14 protein-coding genes are annotated in these 14,958 nt (G+C 74.4%); 6 read left to right on the top strand and 8 right to left on the bottom strand.

What is annotated here, in order from left to right:
- The first annotated feature begins 104 nt into the window (after window positions 1-104).
- Both ACFU7Z_RS22135 and ACFU7Z_RS22130 read left to right on the top strand, forming a co-directional pair.
- Window positions 105-593: a SitI3 family protein gene (locus ACFU7Z_RS22135; protein WP_380779084.1), complete on the top strand. Its 489-nt coding sequence runs from the start codon at window positions 105-107 to the stop codon at window positions 591-593.
- 187 nt (window positions 594-780) lie between these two features.
- The gene (locus tag ACFU7Z_RS22130) at window positions 781-1,692 is read left to right on the top strand and encodes an aminoglycoside phosphotransferase family protein (RefSeq protein WP_380779082.1); all 912 of its coding nucleotides are present in this window, start codon (window positions 781-783) and stop codon (window positions 1,690-1,692) included.
- Between the two features lie 63 nt (window positions 1,693-1,755).
- Here the strand turns inward: ACFU7Z_RS22130 and ACFU7Z_RS22125 are convergent, their stop codons facing one another.
- From ACFU7Z_RS22125 to ACFU7Z_RS22105, 5 genes are all read right to left on the bottom strand, one after another.
- Complete coding sequence (locus ACFU7Z_RS22125) at window positions 1,756-2,433, bottom strand: response regulator transcription factor (protein WP_049649771.1); 678 nt, start codon at window positions 2,431-2,433, stop codon at window positions 1,756-1,758.
- On the bottom strand, window positions 2,430-3,704 hold the full coding sequence (locus tag ACFU7Z_RS22120; RefSeq protein ID WP_380779086.1) for a sensor histidine kinase: 1,275 nt from the start codon (window positions 3,702-3,704) through the stop codon (window positions 2,430-2,432). The genes ACFU7Z_RS22125 and ACFU7Z_RS22120 overlap by 4 nt, the downstream gene beginning before the upstream one ends.
- 120 nt (window positions 3,705-3,824) lie before the next feature.
- Window positions 3,825-4,673: an ABC transporter permease gene (locus ACFU7Z_RS22115; protein ID WP_117485935.1), complete on the bottom strand. Its 849-nt coding sequence runs from the start codon at window positions 4,671-4,673 to the stop codon at window positions 3,825-3,827.
- Complete coding sequence (locus ACFU7Z_RS22110) at window positions 4,670-5,614, bottom strand: ABC transporter ATP-binding protein (RefSeq protein WP_049649773.1); 945 nt, start codon at window positions 5,612-5,614, stop codon at window positions 4,670-4,672. Before ACFU7Z_RS22110 ends, ACFU7Z_RS22115 begins: the two co-directional genes overlap by 4 nt.
- Window positions 5,615-5,800: 186 nt before the next feature.
- Complete coding sequence (locus tag ACFU7Z_RS22105) at window positions 5,801-7,144, bottom strand: cryptochrome/photolyase family protein (protein WP_380779079.1); 1,344 nt, start codon at window positions 7,142-7,144, stop codon at window positions 5,801-5,803.
- A 147-nt stretch (window positions 7,145-7,291) separates the two neighbouring features.
- Between ACFU7Z_RS22105 and ACFU7Z_RS22100 the strand changes: the two genes are divergently transcribed.
- Window positions 7,292-8,275, top strand: a complete 984-nt coding sequence (locus ACFU7Z_RS22100; RefSeq protein ID WP_117485927.1) for an aldo/keto reductase — start codon at window positions 7,292-7,294, stop codon at window positions 8,273-8,275.
- A gap of 39 nt (window positions 8,276-8,314) precedes the next feature.
- On the opposite strand, the gene ACFU7Z_RS22095 is transcribed toward ACFU7Z_RS22100, so the two are convergent.
- The 3 genes from ACFU7Z_RS22095 to ACFU7Z_RS22085 all read right to left on the bottom strand — a co-directional run bounded on the left by ACFU7Z_RS22095 (window position 8,315) and on the right by ACFU7Z_RS22085 (window position 11,329).
- The gene (locus ACFU7Z_RS22095) at window positions 8,315-9,025 is read right to left on the bottom strand and encodes a DedA family protein (protein ID WP_117485925.1); all 711 of its coding nucleotides are present in this window, start codon (window positions 9,023-9,025) and stop codon (window positions 8,315-8,317) included.
- A 203-nt stretch (window positions 9,026-9,228) separates the two neighbouring features.
- Window positions 9,229-10,077: an alpha/beta fold hydrolase gene (locus tag ACFU7Z_RS22090; protein WP_380779076.1), complete on the bottom strand. Its 849-nt coding sequence runs from the start codon at window positions 10,075-10,077 to the stop codon at window positions 9,229-9,231.
- 22 nt (window positions 10,078-10,099) lie between these two features.
- Entirely contained in the window at window positions 10,100-11,329 is a 1,230-nt protein-coding gene (locus tag ACFU7Z_RS22085) for a saccharopine dehydrogenase family protein (RefSeq protein ID WP_380779074.1), read from the bottom strand.
- Between the two features lie 84 nt (window positions 11,330-11,413).
- On the opposite strand from ACFU7Z_RS22085, the gene ACFU7Z_RS22080 reads away from it, so the two are divergent.
- The 3 genes from ACFU7Z_RS22080 to ACFU7Z_RS22070 all read left to right on the top strand — a co-directional run bounded on the left by ACFU7Z_RS22080 (window position 11,414) and on the right by ACFU7Z_RS22070 (window position 14,911).
- Window positions 11,414-13,039: a flavin-containing monooxygenase gene (locus ACFU7Z_RS22080; RefSeq protein WP_380779072.1), complete on the top strand. Its 1,626-nt coding sequence runs from the start codon at window positions 11,414-11,416 to the stop codon at window positions 13,037-13,039.
- 71 nt (window positions 13,040-13,110) lie between these two features.
- Window positions 13,111-13,584: a hypothetical protein gene (locus tag ACFU7Z_RS22075; RefSeq protein WP_380779070.1), complete on the top strand. Its 474-nt coding sequence runs from the start codon at window positions 13,111-13,113 to the stop codon at window positions 13,582-13,584.
- A 103-nt stretch (window positions 13,585-13,687) separates the two neighbouring features.
- A complete protein-coding gene (locus ACFU7Z_RS22070; protein ID WP_380779068.1) occupies window positions 13,688-14,911 on the top strand; it encodes a GNAT family N-acetyltransferase in 1,224 nt (407 codons plus the stop codon).
- The last annotated feature ends 47 nt before the right edge of the window (window positions 14,912-14,958 follow it).

Raw genomic sequence — 14,958 nt, 5'->3', positions numbered from 1 at the left:
CGCGGGGCGGTTGTCCGGCCTTCAGAGCGGGCGCGACCATCACGGTGATCGACACGTGCGGCAAGGTAGTCTCCCTCAGCCCGTAGAAAGAGGGAGGGACGGAGATGGCGATCTCCTACAGCCTCGACCTGGTGACCACGTGGACCACGGCCGGGGTCGCCCGGAGCCTCGCCGACGCCGCCCGGCCGATGCGGCTCTTCGACGCCACCGCAAGCGTCGACACCCTGCTCGGAGACGGCGCGCTCACCGAGCACGGCACCTGGATCCGGGTGACCCCTTGCAGGCCCACTCCCTGGGGGGACCCGCGGATCGGCGGCCGTGTCTTCACCCCGACCGTCTCGGTCGCGTTCCGGCTGGGCAAGCACACCGACATCCCCGGCCAGCAGGACGACATGACCCGCCTGACCGACGGCCTCCTCGCGCAGGTACCCGGCGACGCGGTCCTGCACCTCGACTACGAGGACGTCTGGCTGGTGCGCCAGGACGGCGTGCTGGCCCTCAGCGAGAACTCCGACATGTGGCCGCCGAACCGCCTCGCCGCCCTCCCGGGACCGTACCGCCGTCGGACGCACGAGTTCACCGACTGGGACTGAACCCCGTGGGATCGAACTGAAGGAGTGCCATCGCTCCAGGGGCACACAACGGTGTTGGCGGGCCGGGGGGTGGTGCCCGAGCCGGAGACGGTGTCCTGACGGGTTGTCGAACCTGTGTCGGGTGGGTTCTACTCGCGTGGAGCAAGCGTCCGTCCGCTCACGCCAGAGCCTGCCGAGGGGGTACCTGTTGAACGATGTGCCGGATCTCGGGCCGATGCCCCGGCGGGTCACCGTCAGTGCCGAACAGGCGGGGCGGCTCGTGGCCGAGCAGTTCCCGCAGTGGGCCGCACTGCCTGTGACGGCTGTGGAGAACGGCGGCTGGGACAACCGGACCTTCCACCTGGGCGAGGACATGGTGCTCCGCCTGCCCAGCGCGGAGGAGTACGCCCTGGCCGTGGAGAAGGAGCACCGTTGGCTGCCCGAGCTGGCACCGGCTCTCCCGCTGCCGATCCCGGTGCCGCTGGCGAAGGGGAGTCCTGGTGCGGCCTTCCCGTTCGCGTGGTCGGTCTACGGGTGGATCGACGGCACGCCCGCGACGTTCGAGTCGGTCGTCGATCCGATCGGCTTCGCCGGGAGCCTGGCCGACTTCGTCGCCGCGTTGCGGGGCGTCGATGCCTCGGAGGGGCCGCAGCCCGGCAAGCACAACTGGTTCCGTGGCGCGACGCTGCGGACGTACGAGGCGCAGGCGCTCGGTGCGCTGGACGGGCTGCGCGGCCACGTCGACGTCGCGTCGGCACACGAGCTGTGGACCCAGGCGCTCGAGGCGCGGTGGGACGGGGCCGACGTCTGGTTCCACGGCGACCTCGCCAAGGGAAACCTGCTCCTTGAGGACGGACGGCTCGCCGCCGTCATCGACTTCGGTACGTGTGGCGTGGGGGACCCGGCTTGCGACCTCGCGATCGCGTGGACCCTGCTCTCGGCCGACGGCCGCGACCTGTTCCGGAAGCGGCTTGGCGTCGACGACGCCACGTGGGCGCGCGGACGCGGCTGGGCGCTGTGGAAGACGCTCGTCTCGTGCGCCAACAGCCTGGGCGAGGACGGCGCTGACGCCCGCGACGCGCGCCGCGTGCTCTCGGGGATCCTCGCCGATCGGGGCTGAGGGGCCGTAGGGGCCGTACGGGTCGTAGGGGCGCGCTGGAAGACAGCGCGCGGCGGGCGGCCGTCAGACGGGCGGGTTGGGGCGGGTGAGGCCGCGGTCGTAGGCGAAGATCACGGCCTGGACGCGGTCGCGGGCGCCGATCTTGGCCATGACGCGGCTGACGTGGGTCTTGACGGTCGACTCGGCGAGCACGAGGCGGCTCGCGATCTCGTTGTTGCTCCAGCCCTGGGCGACGGCGACGAGGATCTCGCGCTCGCGGTCGGTGAGGGCGTTCAGCCGGCTGTCCTCGACGGGGGCGGCGCCCGGCGGCCGGGTCGGCAGGTGGTGGGCGTAGGCGTCGAGGAGGCGCCGGGTGATGGCGGGGGCGACGACGGCGTCGCCTACCGCGACGGCGCGGATCCCGGAGAGCAGCTCCTCGGGGCGGGCGTCCTTGAGGAGGAAGCCGCTGGCGCCGGCCCGCAGGGCGGAGTGGGCGTACTCGTCGAGGTCGAAGGTGGTCAGCACGAGGACGCGGGAGCGGCCGCCGGTGGCGACGATCCGGCGGGTGGCCTCGATGCCGTCCATGCCGGGCATGCGGATGTCCATGAGGACGACGTCGGGTCGCAGGTCGGCGGTGAGCCGGACGGCCTCGGCGCCGTGGGCGGCCTCGCCGACGACCTCGGTGTCGGGTTGGCTCTCCAGCAGCATGCGGAAGCCGTACCGCTGCAAGGGCTGGTCGTCCACGATGAGGAGGGTGGTCACGCGGGGCCGCCTGTCGGGTCGGGGGTGAGGTCGAGTACGGCCTCCACGGTCCATCCTGCCCCGGGCCCGGGGCCCGCCGTGACGGTGCCGCCGTACAGGGCCGCGCGTTCCCGTATGCCGGCGAGGCCGTGGCCCTCGCGGGGCGGCCGGCCGGGGGCGGACGGCGGAGGGCCGTCGGGCGGGCCGCTGTCCCGTACGCGCACCCGCAGCCGGTCGTCCCCGGAGGTGAGGGTGACGTGGGCCCGGGTGCCGGGGCCGGCGTGCTTCAGGGTGTTGGTGAGCGACTCCTGGACGATGCGGTAGGCCATCAGCTGGACCCCGCGGTCGAGGGCGTCGAGGTCCCCGGCGGCCGTGTACACCACCTGGGGCCCGGCCGCGCGGATGCGGGCGCACAGCCCGTCGACGTCGGCGATGCCCGGCTGCGGGGTGAGTTCGGCGTCCTCGCCCTGGTCGCGGAGGACGCCGAGCATCCGCCGCAGCTCCCCGAGCGCCTGGCGGCTGGTGTCGCCGATCAGCAGCAGCGCCTCGCGTCCGCGCTCGGGGGAGGCCTCGGCCGCGTAGGCGCCGCCGTCGGCGAGGGTGACGATGACGGACAGGTTGTGGCCGATGATGTCGTGCATCTCCCGGGCGACCCTGGTGCGCTCGGTGACGGCGGCCAGCCGGCTGCGCTGGTCGCGCTCGATCTCCAGCCGGGCCGCGCGTTCCCGCAGCCCGGCGAGCTGGGCGCGGCGGATCCGTACCGCGATGCCGAGGGCGACGGCCGCCGTCGCGGCGCTGAACAGGAAGAACAGCGCGTCGCCGACGGGCAGCCCGGAGGACACCTCCGCGGCGACCAGGGTGCTCGCCGCGGCCATGGCCGCGCACGCCCAGGCCAGGTGCCGCAGGCTTCCGTGCAGGGCCAGGCTGTAGAGGGCGACGAGCAGGGCGGCGTCGGCCCGCAGTGCCGCGCCCGTGGACCACTGGACGACGAAGACGGTCATGATGGCCGCGAACGCCGCCGTCGGGCGCCGCCGGCGCCACAGCAGGGGCAGGACGAGGCCCGCCTGGAGGGCGAGGGTCGCGGCCAGGGGCAGCCGGGTGAAGTGGATCCGGTGCTCGCGCGCGTGGTCGACGTCGCCGTGGAGGAGGTCCGGGAGGCCGAACATCAGGAGGACCATGACGACCACGGCGGTGTCCAGGACCCACGGGTCGGAGCGGTCGGCCTGCCGGATCCGCTGGCCCAGGCGGGCCAGGCGCGCGAAGGCCGGGTGGGAGGGGAGCGGGTCGGGCACGGGCGGCGGCGCGGACGGGACCGGTCCCCGGGTGTCGAGGTGGCTCACAGTCGTCACCTGTCGTACGAGGGAGGGGCGGGGCTGCGGCACCCGGTGGACCGGGTGCCGCACCGGAGTCTCTCAGACGTCGCTGCGCACGAGTCGCACCGCTGCGCCGGCCAGGGCGAGCACCGTCCACAGGAGGAAGACCGCCAGCCCGGCGGCGGGCGACAGGGTGGTCGAGTCGTGGTGCAGGGCGAACATCGCCTCGCCCGCGTGGCTGGGCAGGTACGGGCTGATGTGGCTCTGCCAGGAGGTGGGGAGCAGCGAGACGAGGCCGGGGACCAGCATCAGGGTGGCCACCAGGACGGAGATGCCGCCGGCCACGGAGCGCAGCAGCGCGCCCAGGGCGACGCCGATCACGCCGACGAGGGCGAGGTAGAGGCCCGCGCCGAGCAGTCCGCGGACGGCGCCGGCGCTGGAGAGGTCCATCGCCACGCGGGTGCCGGACAGGATGCCGCTGTCGGTGAGGAAGGCGACGAACACGCCGACGGTGCCGAGCAGCAGGGCGATCACCCCGTACACGGCCGCCTTGGACCAGAGGACCGGCAGGCGGCGCGGCACGGCGGCCAGGGTGGAGCGGATCATGCCGGTCGAGTACTCGCCGGCGGCGATCAGCACGCCGAGGACGCCGAGCGCGAGCTGGGCGAAGTTGGTGCCGAACAGGGACAGGCTCAGGGCGGTGGCGTCGGAGAAGTCCCGGTCCAGGTGCCGGCCGGAGTCGAGCCTGGACTTGAACTGGACGGCGGCGATCAGGCCGAACGCGACCAGGAACAGCAGGGCCAGGCCGAGGGTGATCCAGGTGGAGCGCAGGGACCACAGCTTGGCCCACTCCGAGCGCAGCACGCGGGCGGCGGTGACCTTGTAGACGGGGCGTTCGGGCCCGGGGCCGGCGGGCGTGGCGGTCTGGCTCGGTGCGAGGGTGCTCATGCCGCGCTCCTCGGGGTCTCGACAGTGGCAGTGGTGGTGGTGCCGTGGTACTCGACGGCGTCCCGGGTCAGGTCCATGAACGCCTGTTCCAGGGAGACCGTGCGGGTGGCGAGTTCGAACAGGGCGATGCCGTGCGAGGCGGCGGTCAGGCCGATCTCGCGGGCCGTGCGGCCGGTGACGAGGAGTTCCTCGGAGCCGGAGCGGCCGGAGATCTCCACGCCGGGGCCGGCGAGCAGGGTGCGCAGCCGGGCCGGGTCGGCGCTGGCCACCGTGACGGCGTCGCCGCCGGCCTCGCGGACCAGGTCCTGGACGGTGGTGTCGGCCAGCAGCCGGCCCCGTCCGACGATGATCAGGTGGTCGGCGACGAGGGCGACCTCGCTCATCAGGTGGGAGGAGACGAAGACGGTGCGGCCCTCGGCGGCGAGCGAGGTGAGGAGGTTGCGGATCCACAGGACGCCCTCGGGGTCGAGCCCGTTGACCGGCTCGTCGAGCATCACCGTCGCCGGGTCGCCCAGCAGGGCGGCGGCGATCCCGAGCCGCTGGCCCATGCCGAGCGAGAACGCCCCGGCCCGCTTCCGCGCCACCGACCGCAGGCCGGTCAGCTCGATCACCTCGTCGACGCGGCGGCGCGGGATGCCGTGGGTGTGGGCCTGCGCCATCAGGTGGTTGAACGCCGAGCGGCCGGGGTGGATCGACCTGGCCTCCAGCAGTGCGCCGACCTCCTGGAGCGGAGCGGCGTGCTCGGCGTAGCGGCGGCCGTTGACGCGCACCGAACCGCCGGTCGGCGCGTCCAGTCCGACGATCATCCGCATGGTGGTGGACTTGCCCGCCCCGTTGGGCCCGAGGAAGCCGGTGACCGTACCCGGCCGGACCGTGAAGTCCAGCCGATCGACGGCGGTCTTCTCCCCGTACCGCTTCGTCAGCTGGTGCGCCTCGATCATCGCTCACCCTCAACGTTCGTGGGCCGGGTCGTCCCGGCCGCCGGTACCTTCCACGCTAGGTTCGACGGCGCCGCGATCCGTGGTACCCGGGGCCGATCATCGCCGGGGCCGTAGTACCGGGGTACCGTGCGTCCGTCCGCCTCCTGGCTCAGCCCAGGCCCTCGCGCTCGGTCCGGGCTATGAAACTCAGTCCAGGCCCCGCCCCTGGCGGAACCGCTCGGTGAGGGCGTCCGGGGCGATGAGCGGGGCCGGGTAGTCGGCGTCGTGCAGCCAGGGGCGGTGGACGGCCGGGCCGGGCAGGTGGGCGAGCTCGGGGACCCATCGGCGTACGTAGTCGCCCGTGGGGTCGTAGCGGTCGGCCTGGCGCAGCGGGTTGAGGACCCGGTTGGGGCGGGTGTCGGTGCCGGTGCCCGCGACCCACTGCCAGTTGAGCTGGTTGTCGGCCACGTCCCCGTCGACCAGCAGCGACAGGAAGTGGGCGGCCCCGATCCGCCAGTCCAGGTACAGGGACTTGGTGAGGAAGCCCGCGGTCAGCAGGCGGGCCCGGTTGTGCATCCAGCCCTCCTCGGCGAGCTGGCGCATCCCGGCGTCGATGATCGGGTACCCGGTGCGGCCCTGCCGCCAGGCTTCGGCCTCGCGCTCGTCCCGGTGCCAGTGGTCGCCCCTGTCCCGGTAGTCGCGGTGGGCGGCGTCCGGGCGGGCGGCGAGCACCTGGTGGTGGAAGTCGCGCCAGGCGAGCTGCCGGACGAAGGCCTGCGCGCCCTCGCCGTCGTGCCGCAGGGCGCGCTCGACGAGTTCGGTGGCGGACAGGCAGCCGAAGTGCAGGTACGGGGAGAGCCGGGAGGTGGCGTCGGCGGCGAGGTCGTCGTGCACCCGCGCGTACGCGTCGACGTCCCAGCGCCGCCACCGCCGCCGGGCCGCGCTCTCGCCGCCGGGCGGCAGCGCGGGCGAGAGCGGCCCGGTGGGCTGGAGGCGCTCGCCGCCGATGCCGTCCGGGGTGTCGAGCGTCCGGGGCGCGCCCAGCACCGTGCGGTGGGGCGTCTGCTGCCAGGCGCGGTGGTACGGGGTGAAGACCGCGTAGTGGTCCCGGCCGGCCGGGGTGATCCGGCCCGCCGGGACGACCGTCAGCGAGGCGTCGTGGACGTGCAGGCGGTCGCCGAACACCTCGCGCAACCGTTCCTCCCGCCGGTGCGCGAAGGCGCTGACGCCCGCGGCGACGTGGACGGTGGCGGCACCGGCCTCGGCACCGGCACCGGCCTCGGCCTCGGCGGCGACCCTGGCCGTCTGCTCGGCGGGTTCGCCGCGGCGCACGACCAGCCGGGAGCCGATCCGGCGCAGCGAGGCGTCCAGGTCGGCGAGGCAGTCGGCCAGGAAGGCCAGCCGGTTGGGCGCGGCGAAGCCGGCGCCCTCGACGGCGGGGTCCAGGACGAACAGCGGGACGACCCGGTCGGCTGCGGCGCGGGCGGCGTGCAGCACGGGGTTGTCGTGCAGCCGCAGGTCCTGGGTGAACAGGGCGATCGATACGGTCACGGGTGGGCCTCGCAGGTGGTGCCGACGTCGGTGTCCCCAGCTTTCCACCCGGACGTCCGGAGCCGTCGGCGGTGCGACGCGGTACGACGAGGTGTGCCCACCGTGCGGCGTGGTGCGCTGGGGGCGCCGCGTGAGAGGCTCGCCCCCATGGAACAGCGCGTACTCGGCCGGACCGGCCGCCCCGTCTCGATCGTCGGACTCGGCACCTGGCAGCTCGGTGCGGACTGGGGGGACGTCCGGGAGGAGGACGCCCTCGCCGTGCTGGAGGCCTCGGTGGAGGCCGGCGTCACCCTCTTCGACACCGCCGACGTCTACGGCGACGGCCGCAGCGAGCGGCTGATCGGCCGCTTCCTGAAGGACCGCCCGGACGCCGGGGTGTTCGTCGCCACCAAGTTCGGCCGCCGGGTCGAGCAGCGGCCCGAGCACTACAACCTCGCCAACTTCCGTGCCTGGGCCGACCGTTCGCGGGACAACCTGGGGGTGGACCGGCTCGACCTGGTGCAGCTGCACTGCCCGCCGACGCCGGTCTACTCCTCGGACGAGGTGTTCGACGCCCTGGACACCCTGGTGGCGGAGGAGCGGATCGCCTCGTACGGGGTGAGCGTGGAGACCTGTGCCGAGGCGCTGACCGCGATCGCGCGCCCGAACGTCGCGAGCGTGCAGATCATCCTGAACGCGTTCCGGCTCAAGCCGTTGGAGCAGGTGCTGCCCGCCGCCGAGGCAGCCGGGGTGGGCATCCTCGCCCGGGTGCCGCTGGCCTCGGGGTTGCTGTCCGGCCGGTACGACGAGCACACCGTCTTCGCGGCGGACGACCACCGCACGTACAACCGCCACGGCGAGTCCTTCGACCAGGGGGAGACCTTCTCCGGGGTGGACTTCGCGACGGGCGTCGAGGCGGCGGCGGAGTTCGCCGCGTTCGCGCCCGAGGGGGTGAGCTCGGCGCAGGCGGCGCTGCGCTGGGTCACCCAGCAGCCGGGGGTGACGACGGTGATCCCCGGGGCGCGCAACGTGGCGCAGGCCCGGGCCAACGCGGCGGCCGCCGACTCGGCGCCGCTCCCGCCGGCCACCCTGGCCGCCGTGCGCGAGCTGTACGACCGGCGGATCCGGGCGCAGGTGCACGGCCGCTGGTGACCGGAAGCGGCGGCGGGCGCCGGTGAGGGGGCGGCGGCGTCAGGGCCGCCCGCCCCGCTGCCCGCTGTCCCGCCGCTCTTCCGCCCGCCGCTCCCCGTCCCGCTGCTCTCCGTCCCGTTGGGCCCGGGCCGGCGTGCGGTCGCCCTCCCCGGACCCGCGTCGGCGCAGGAACCACCAGACGGCGAGGGCGACGACGACGAACGCGCCGATCACCAGGGCGAGGACCCGGCCGACGGTGCCCTCGACCCGGGCGTAGGCGGCTCCGGCGAAGTAGCCGAGCAGGGTGAACCCGACGCCCCAGAGGAGCCCGCCGAGGGCGTTGAACAGGACGAAGCGGCGGTAGGGCATCCGGGACATGCCGGCCAGGGTGGGCACCATGGCGCGGAAGAAGGCGACGAACCGGCCGAAGAAGACGGCGGCCGGCCCGCGCCGGCGGATCAGCTCCTGCGCCTGGTCGACCCGGTTGGCGTGGCGCCGCATCGGGCGGGTGTCGAGGATCCTCGGGCCGAGGTGGCGGCCGATCTCGTAGCCGGCGGTGTCGCCGAGGACGGCCGCGCAGACCACGGCCAGGACGAGCCAGCCGACCGGGGCCCTGCCCTGGTGGGCGAGGAACCCGCCGAGGACGGCGGCGGTCTCGCCGGGGAGGAAGAAGCTGAAGAACAGGGCGTCCTCGGCGAACACGAGGGCCGCGACGACCACGCACACGACCGGGCCGGACAGGCCGCTCAGCCAGTCGGTGATCGAGTGCATCGGCCACCCCGTTCGGGATCGGCGCCCCTCTCCGCTCCAATGTAGTGCCTGCCGCCCGTCGGGGGCGCGGGGCGAGGTCGGCCGTCATGGCCGCCCCGATCCGGAGCGGGGCGACCACGTGGCCTACCGGTAGGCGGGTACCGGGCGGTCCGGGGCCGGGACCCGCGCGTCGCACCCGCTGCCGAGCCCTCGCGCGGCGCGCTTCACAGGTCGTTCCAGAACGAGCCGAGCAGGCCGGCCGTCTCCTCGGCGCGCTCGATCTGCGGCAGGTGACCGGTTCGCGGGAAGAGGTGGGTACGTGCCAGGGGCAGGGCGGACGCGGCGTTGAGGAGATGGCGGGCGGGGAGGATGCGGTCGTGGGTCCCCCAGACGACCAGCGTCGGGATGTCGAGCGCCGAGACCTCCGTCAGCAGCTCCGTCCGCCAGCCGGGACGTACGCCGCGCCAGGAACCGAGTTCGCGGGCCACCTGCCGCAGCGTGCGGGCGGCTCCTTCGCGGCGGGCGAGGGCGAGTGCGGCGGCTGTCCGTTCGGGGGTCGCGAAGGCCGGATCGTGGAAGAGGGAACGCTCCGCGAACTGTGCGTTCCCCTCGGTGGGGCGCAGGAGAAACCGCCAGAGCAGCGGCGGGTCGAGGACCCGTAGCGCCCAGGTGACCTCGCGGCCGAACCCGGCGCTGTTGAGCAGTGCCAGCGAGGACACGCGCGCGGGGGCCTGGACGGCGAGCCGCATCGCGATGGCACCGCCGAGGGAGTTGCCGACCACGTGGACGGCGGAGGTGAGGCCGAGTCGGTCGAGTGCCCGCTCGACGTGCCCGGCCAGCGAGGGGAGCCGGCAGTCCGGCAGGGGCTGGGACCGGCCGAACCCCGGGACGTCGATCGCGATGAGCCGGTGGCCGGGCAGGGCCGCCTGGAGCGGTGCCCAGTCCGCCAGGCTGCGGTCCAGGCCGTGCAGCAGGAGCACCGGGGGGCCGCTGCCCGTCGCGGCGTAGCGGACGGTGCGTCCCGCGACGTCGATGACGTCGGTGGGGGGTGTGGTGGCCGTCTCTGGTGGCATGTTCTGTCTCCTGGGTCGCGGTTCACGGGGCCGGGGTCACGTCGATGACCACGCCGTCGCGGGGGCCGTCGTCGCCGGGAAGGTCGGGCACGTGGCGTGCCAGGTCGAGGAAGAAGCGGTCGGCGTCGATGGCCGTCTCCGGCGGGTGGACGCCGGGGCGGCCACCGGTGCCGTCCAGCAGTTGCGCGAGCCCCAGCGCCAGGGGCAGGCCGGTCGCCTCCGCCATGTCGTCGATCAGCGCCGAGGCGCCGGGCGTGTCGGCGAGCCGGGCCAGGACGGTGACGCGGCGGCCGTCGCGGGTGCCCGTGGCGGCGGCGAAGAACGGGGGCAGTGAGCCGGGTCCCTTGCGGGTCATGGCACCCGCGGTGGCCCGCAGCGCGCGGCCCACCGTGGGCTTGGCGAGTGCGGCCGCCGCGGTCTCGTTGGTGAGTCTTCCGGCGTCGATGTCGCGGCGCAGGACGTCGAGGTAGGCGAGCGTGCCCGGGGTGACGACCATGAGGTTGGCGGCCTCGCCGGCCGGTCGGAAGCTGCGGTGCAGGGTGACCGGCTCGGGGTGGCCGACGGTGTAGGCCGTGCCGGTGCGTCCGGCGGACACGGAGAGCGCGACCGGCTGGAGCGGCCGCCGGTGGACGAGCCGTCCGCCGCTGACCATCGCGACCTTCCCGCTGATCTGCTCCATCCAGTGCACGGCGGCCGCGCTGGGGCGCCCGTCGGGGTCGCTGAGCTGCTCGTCGTCCCCACCGCCGCCGGAGACGTCGACGGGCCAGGCGGTGTACAGGTCCTGGACCTGGTCCAGGTGCCGGACGGCACGTGTGGCCAGCAGATTGCTGACACCGGGGCTGGCGCCCATGCCCACCACGGCACGGATCCCGGCGGCCCGGGCCTCCTCGTCCAGGTCGAGCATCCGCAGGGTCGGCTCCCAGTCGTCGCAGATGTCCAGGTAGTGGGTGCCGGTCGCGATCGCGGCCCGCAGCACGGTCAGGCCGAAGCGGTAGTACGGGCCGACGGTGTTGAGGACGGCGTCCGCGCCCTCCAGGGCGGCGTGCAGGGCGCGGCCGTCGGTGACGTCCACCGTCAGCGCCCGCATCGGCGCGCCACCCGTGCCGCCCTCGTCGAGCCGGCGCACCAGGGTCCGGGCCGCCTCCGGGTTCCGGTCGGCCACGACGATCTCGGTGACGCCGGTGAGTCCGGCGGCCACGCGTACCGCCACGGCGCCCATCGCTCCGGGGCCTCCGAGAGCCAGAATCCTCATTCGCCACTCCATCTATCGTGAGAGTTACGATCGTTATGTCTACGATAGCATTCAGTTCGAACAGTCTTCGGCCGGAGGGGAACCATGACCGACCCGCACACCACGAGCCCGGCCCCGCGCGAAGTGGCCGGCGCCTCACCCGGACACGCGTCCGTCGTCATCGTCGGCGCGGGATTCGCGGGCCTCGGCACGGCCATCCGGCTGCTGCGGGAGGGCCACCGCGACCTGCTGCTCCTGGAGCGGGCCGACGAGGTCGGCGGCACCTGGCGGGACAACGCCTATCCCGGCTGCGCCTGTGACGTGCCCTCGCGCCTGTACTCGTTCTCGTTCGCACCCAACCCCGCCTGGAGCAGGCGCTTCGCGCCCCAGGAGGAGATCGACCGGTACCTGAAGCACTGCGTCGGCCGGTACGGCCTGGCGCCCCACCTGCGGCTCGGCTGCGAACTGCGCCGCGCCACCTGGGACGCCGAGCGGCTGCGCTGGGAGCTGGACACCAGCACCGGACCGCTCAGCGCCGGGCTGCTGGTGATGGCCCAAGGGCCCCTCTCGGAGCCGGCCGTCCCCGCGCTGCCCGGTCTGGCCGGCTTCACCGGAGAGGCGTTCCACTCCGCCGGGTGGCGGCACGACCTGGACCTGTCGGCCAAGCGGGTGGGCGTGATCGGCACCGGCGCGAGCGCCGTCCAGTTCGTCCCCCACCTGCAGCGCACGGCCCGGCAGGTGACCGTCTTCCAGCGCACTCCGTCATGGATCGCCCCGCGCCGGGACCGGCCGGTACCGGCGTGGCAGCACCGCCTGTTCCAGCTGTCCCCGACGGCGCAGCGACTGGCGCGGGGCTGGGAGTACCTGGCACGGGAGGCGACGCTGCCGGCGCTGCTCGGCAACCGCGCCATGTCCGAGCTGGGGCGCCGGGAGGCCCTGGCCCATCTGCACCGCCAGGTCGAGGACCCCGAGCTGCGGTCCAAGCTGACCCCGGACTACGCGCTGGGCTGCAAGCGGGTCCTGCTCTCCGACGACTACTACCCGGCACTGGTGCAACCCAACGTCCGCGTCGTCACCGACCCGATCGCGGGCGTCGGGCCGAACTCGGTCCTGACCACCCCGCGCGGCGGCGGCCAGGCCGGACCCGGTGGCACCGCGTCCGCCGGCACCGCGCATCCGGTGGACGTCCTGGTCTTCGGAACCGGATTCCGGGTCACCGACGCCTCCTACGCGAAGCACGTCATCGGCAGTGACGGACGGTCCCTGGACGAGGTCTGGCAGGGCAGCCCGCAGGCACACCTCGGCACGACCGTCGCGGGATTCCCCAACCTGTTCCTGATGGCGGGACCCAACACGGGCGTGGGACACACCAGCCTCATCCACATGATCGAGTCGCAGATCAACTACCTCCTCAGCACCCTGCGGCTGATGCGGAGCCGCGGTCTGGGCTCCGTGGACGTGCGCGCGGAGGCGCAGCACGCGTACAACGCCGAACTGGAGGAGCGGATGGCCCCCACGGTCTGGGCCGCGGGCGGCTGTTCCGGCTGGTACCAGGACCGCACGGGCCGTGTCACCACCATCTGGCCCGCGTCGACCTGGCGGTTCCGCCGCCGGACCCGGGCCATCGACCCGGACGAGTACGTCCTGACGGCGCCGCGCGTCGCCCCGGACCGGTCCGGCTCCGACGGGCCCGTCCGCGCGGGCGCCGGTGAAGCGCAGCCGGGGTCATGACGGGTTCACACCGCCGCCGGGCGAACGGCTGTGCCCGCGGCCACCGGAGACTCCTGTCCTGGGAGACGTCGGTGGCCGCGCCCCGTACCCCCGCCGCCCGGCTCGTCGCCTTCGAGGCGTCGAGCACCCTGCTCTTCGCGGTGCCGATGCTGGTGGTCACCACGTCAGGCCGGCCCAGCGTGCCCGAATGGGCCCAGTTGCTGGGGCTCGCCCTGCTCCTCACGATGATCGCGGCGCTGGTGCACACGTGTCGGCTGACCACCGCCGAGGGGCTGCGGCTGGTCACCGGTGGGGCCGCCGGGCAGGGCGAGCGGGCGGCCGGGCGGCTGCGCCAACAGGCCGGAGCCGAGCGGCGGTTGGCGTGGCTGCTGGTCCTGTATCCGGCGGTGCTGGCGGTCCTGCTGCCCGTCCCCGACACCTGGGTGCGTTTCTGGTTCTGGTCCACGGTGCTGCTCGGCCTGTCCGCGATGCTCTCGCTCGGCTCGCTGCTGCGCGGCGCGGGCCACCCGGACCGCCGGCACGGAGGGACTTCCGACGCCCCCTGATCCGACGCCCCCTAATTCGGTTGACCCGGTCGCGCGGCCGCGCTGAACTTCGGGGGGCGCCAAACGAAGTGGCGCCGGCAACACGGGGAGGCAGCAGCACCACATGGAGATCCGTTCCACGACCGACCAGGACCTCGACGCGTTCGTCGCCACCTTCCACACCGCGCTGGGGCGCTTCTCGGACGCCCCCGGCGCGGACGGCGGCGGGGTCTGGTGGGCCGCGACCGAGATGGACCGCAACCTGCTCGCCGTGGCGGCGGACGGGCGGCCCGTCGGCACCGCCGGTGCGTACACCTTCGAACTCACCCTGCCCGGGCAGGTCGTCGTCCCGACCTCCGGGGTGACGGCCGTCGGCGTCCTGCCCACCCACCGGCGCCAGGGCGTGCTCACCGCGATGATGCGGCACCAGCTCGCCGAGCTGCGGGGCCGGGGAGAGTTCCTGTCGGTGCTGCTGGCCTCCGAGGCCGGGATCTACGGCCGGTTCGGCTACGGCCCGGCGACGTACACCCAGCGGCTGACGGTGCAGCGCCACCAGGCCGCCTTCGCCGCGCCCCGGGCGGTGCGCCTGGCGGCCGGGGCCCCGGCGGGCGGTTCGGTCGAGCTGTTCAAGCGGGCCGACTGCGGGCGGATCATCGAGGAGGTCTACGACCGCTACCGCCGCGCCCAGCCCGGCGCGCTGTCCCGGCCGCGCCGCTGGTGGGAGCTGGGCGCGGGCCAGGTGCCGACCGCCCCGACGGCGCGCCACGTCGCCGTCCACCGGGACGCCGACGGAACGCCGGACGGGTACGCCAGCTACTCGATGGACGGGGACACCCTGACGGTCGACGAGACCATCGCCGTCGACGACGCCGGCTACACCGACCTCGCCCGGTTCGTGCTCGGCCACGACCTGGCCGCCCAGGTCGTGCTCAAGCACGTCCCGGCGGAGCACCCGCTGCGCTGGCAGCTGGAGGACTTCCGCGCCGTCCAGCCGGGCGGCGAGACGGACTGGCTCTGGGTACGGCTGCTGGACGTCCCGCGCGCGCTGACCTCGCGTGGCTGGTTCACGGACGGCGAGCTCGTCCTGGACGTCGACGACCCGTTCCTCGGCGAGCACCACCGCCACCTGCTGACCGTCCGGGACGGGAAGGCCGAGTGCGTCCCGACCGACCGGGAGCCGGACCTCTCCCTGGACATCCGGGACTTGGGCGCGGTCTACCTCGGCGGCACCGCCCCGAGCGCGCTCGTCCGGGCCGGGCACGTCCTGGCCCACCGCCCCGGCGCGGCCGCCCTCGCCGACGCCCTGTTCCGCGCCGAGCGCACGCCGCACTGCCTGCACTGGTTCTGATCCGGCGGCCGCCACCTGCGACGAACACCGAACGCCGGTCCCCGCCC

It is taken from the genome of Kitasatospora sp. NPDC057518 (genome assembly GCF_042802075.1).
GTDB lineage: Bacteria > Actinomycetota > Actinomycetes > Streptomycetales > Streptomycetaceae > Kitasatospora.
The sequence above is the reverse complement of the archived record's forward strand: the minus strand, read 5'-3'. Positions and strand labels throughout refer to the sequence as shown.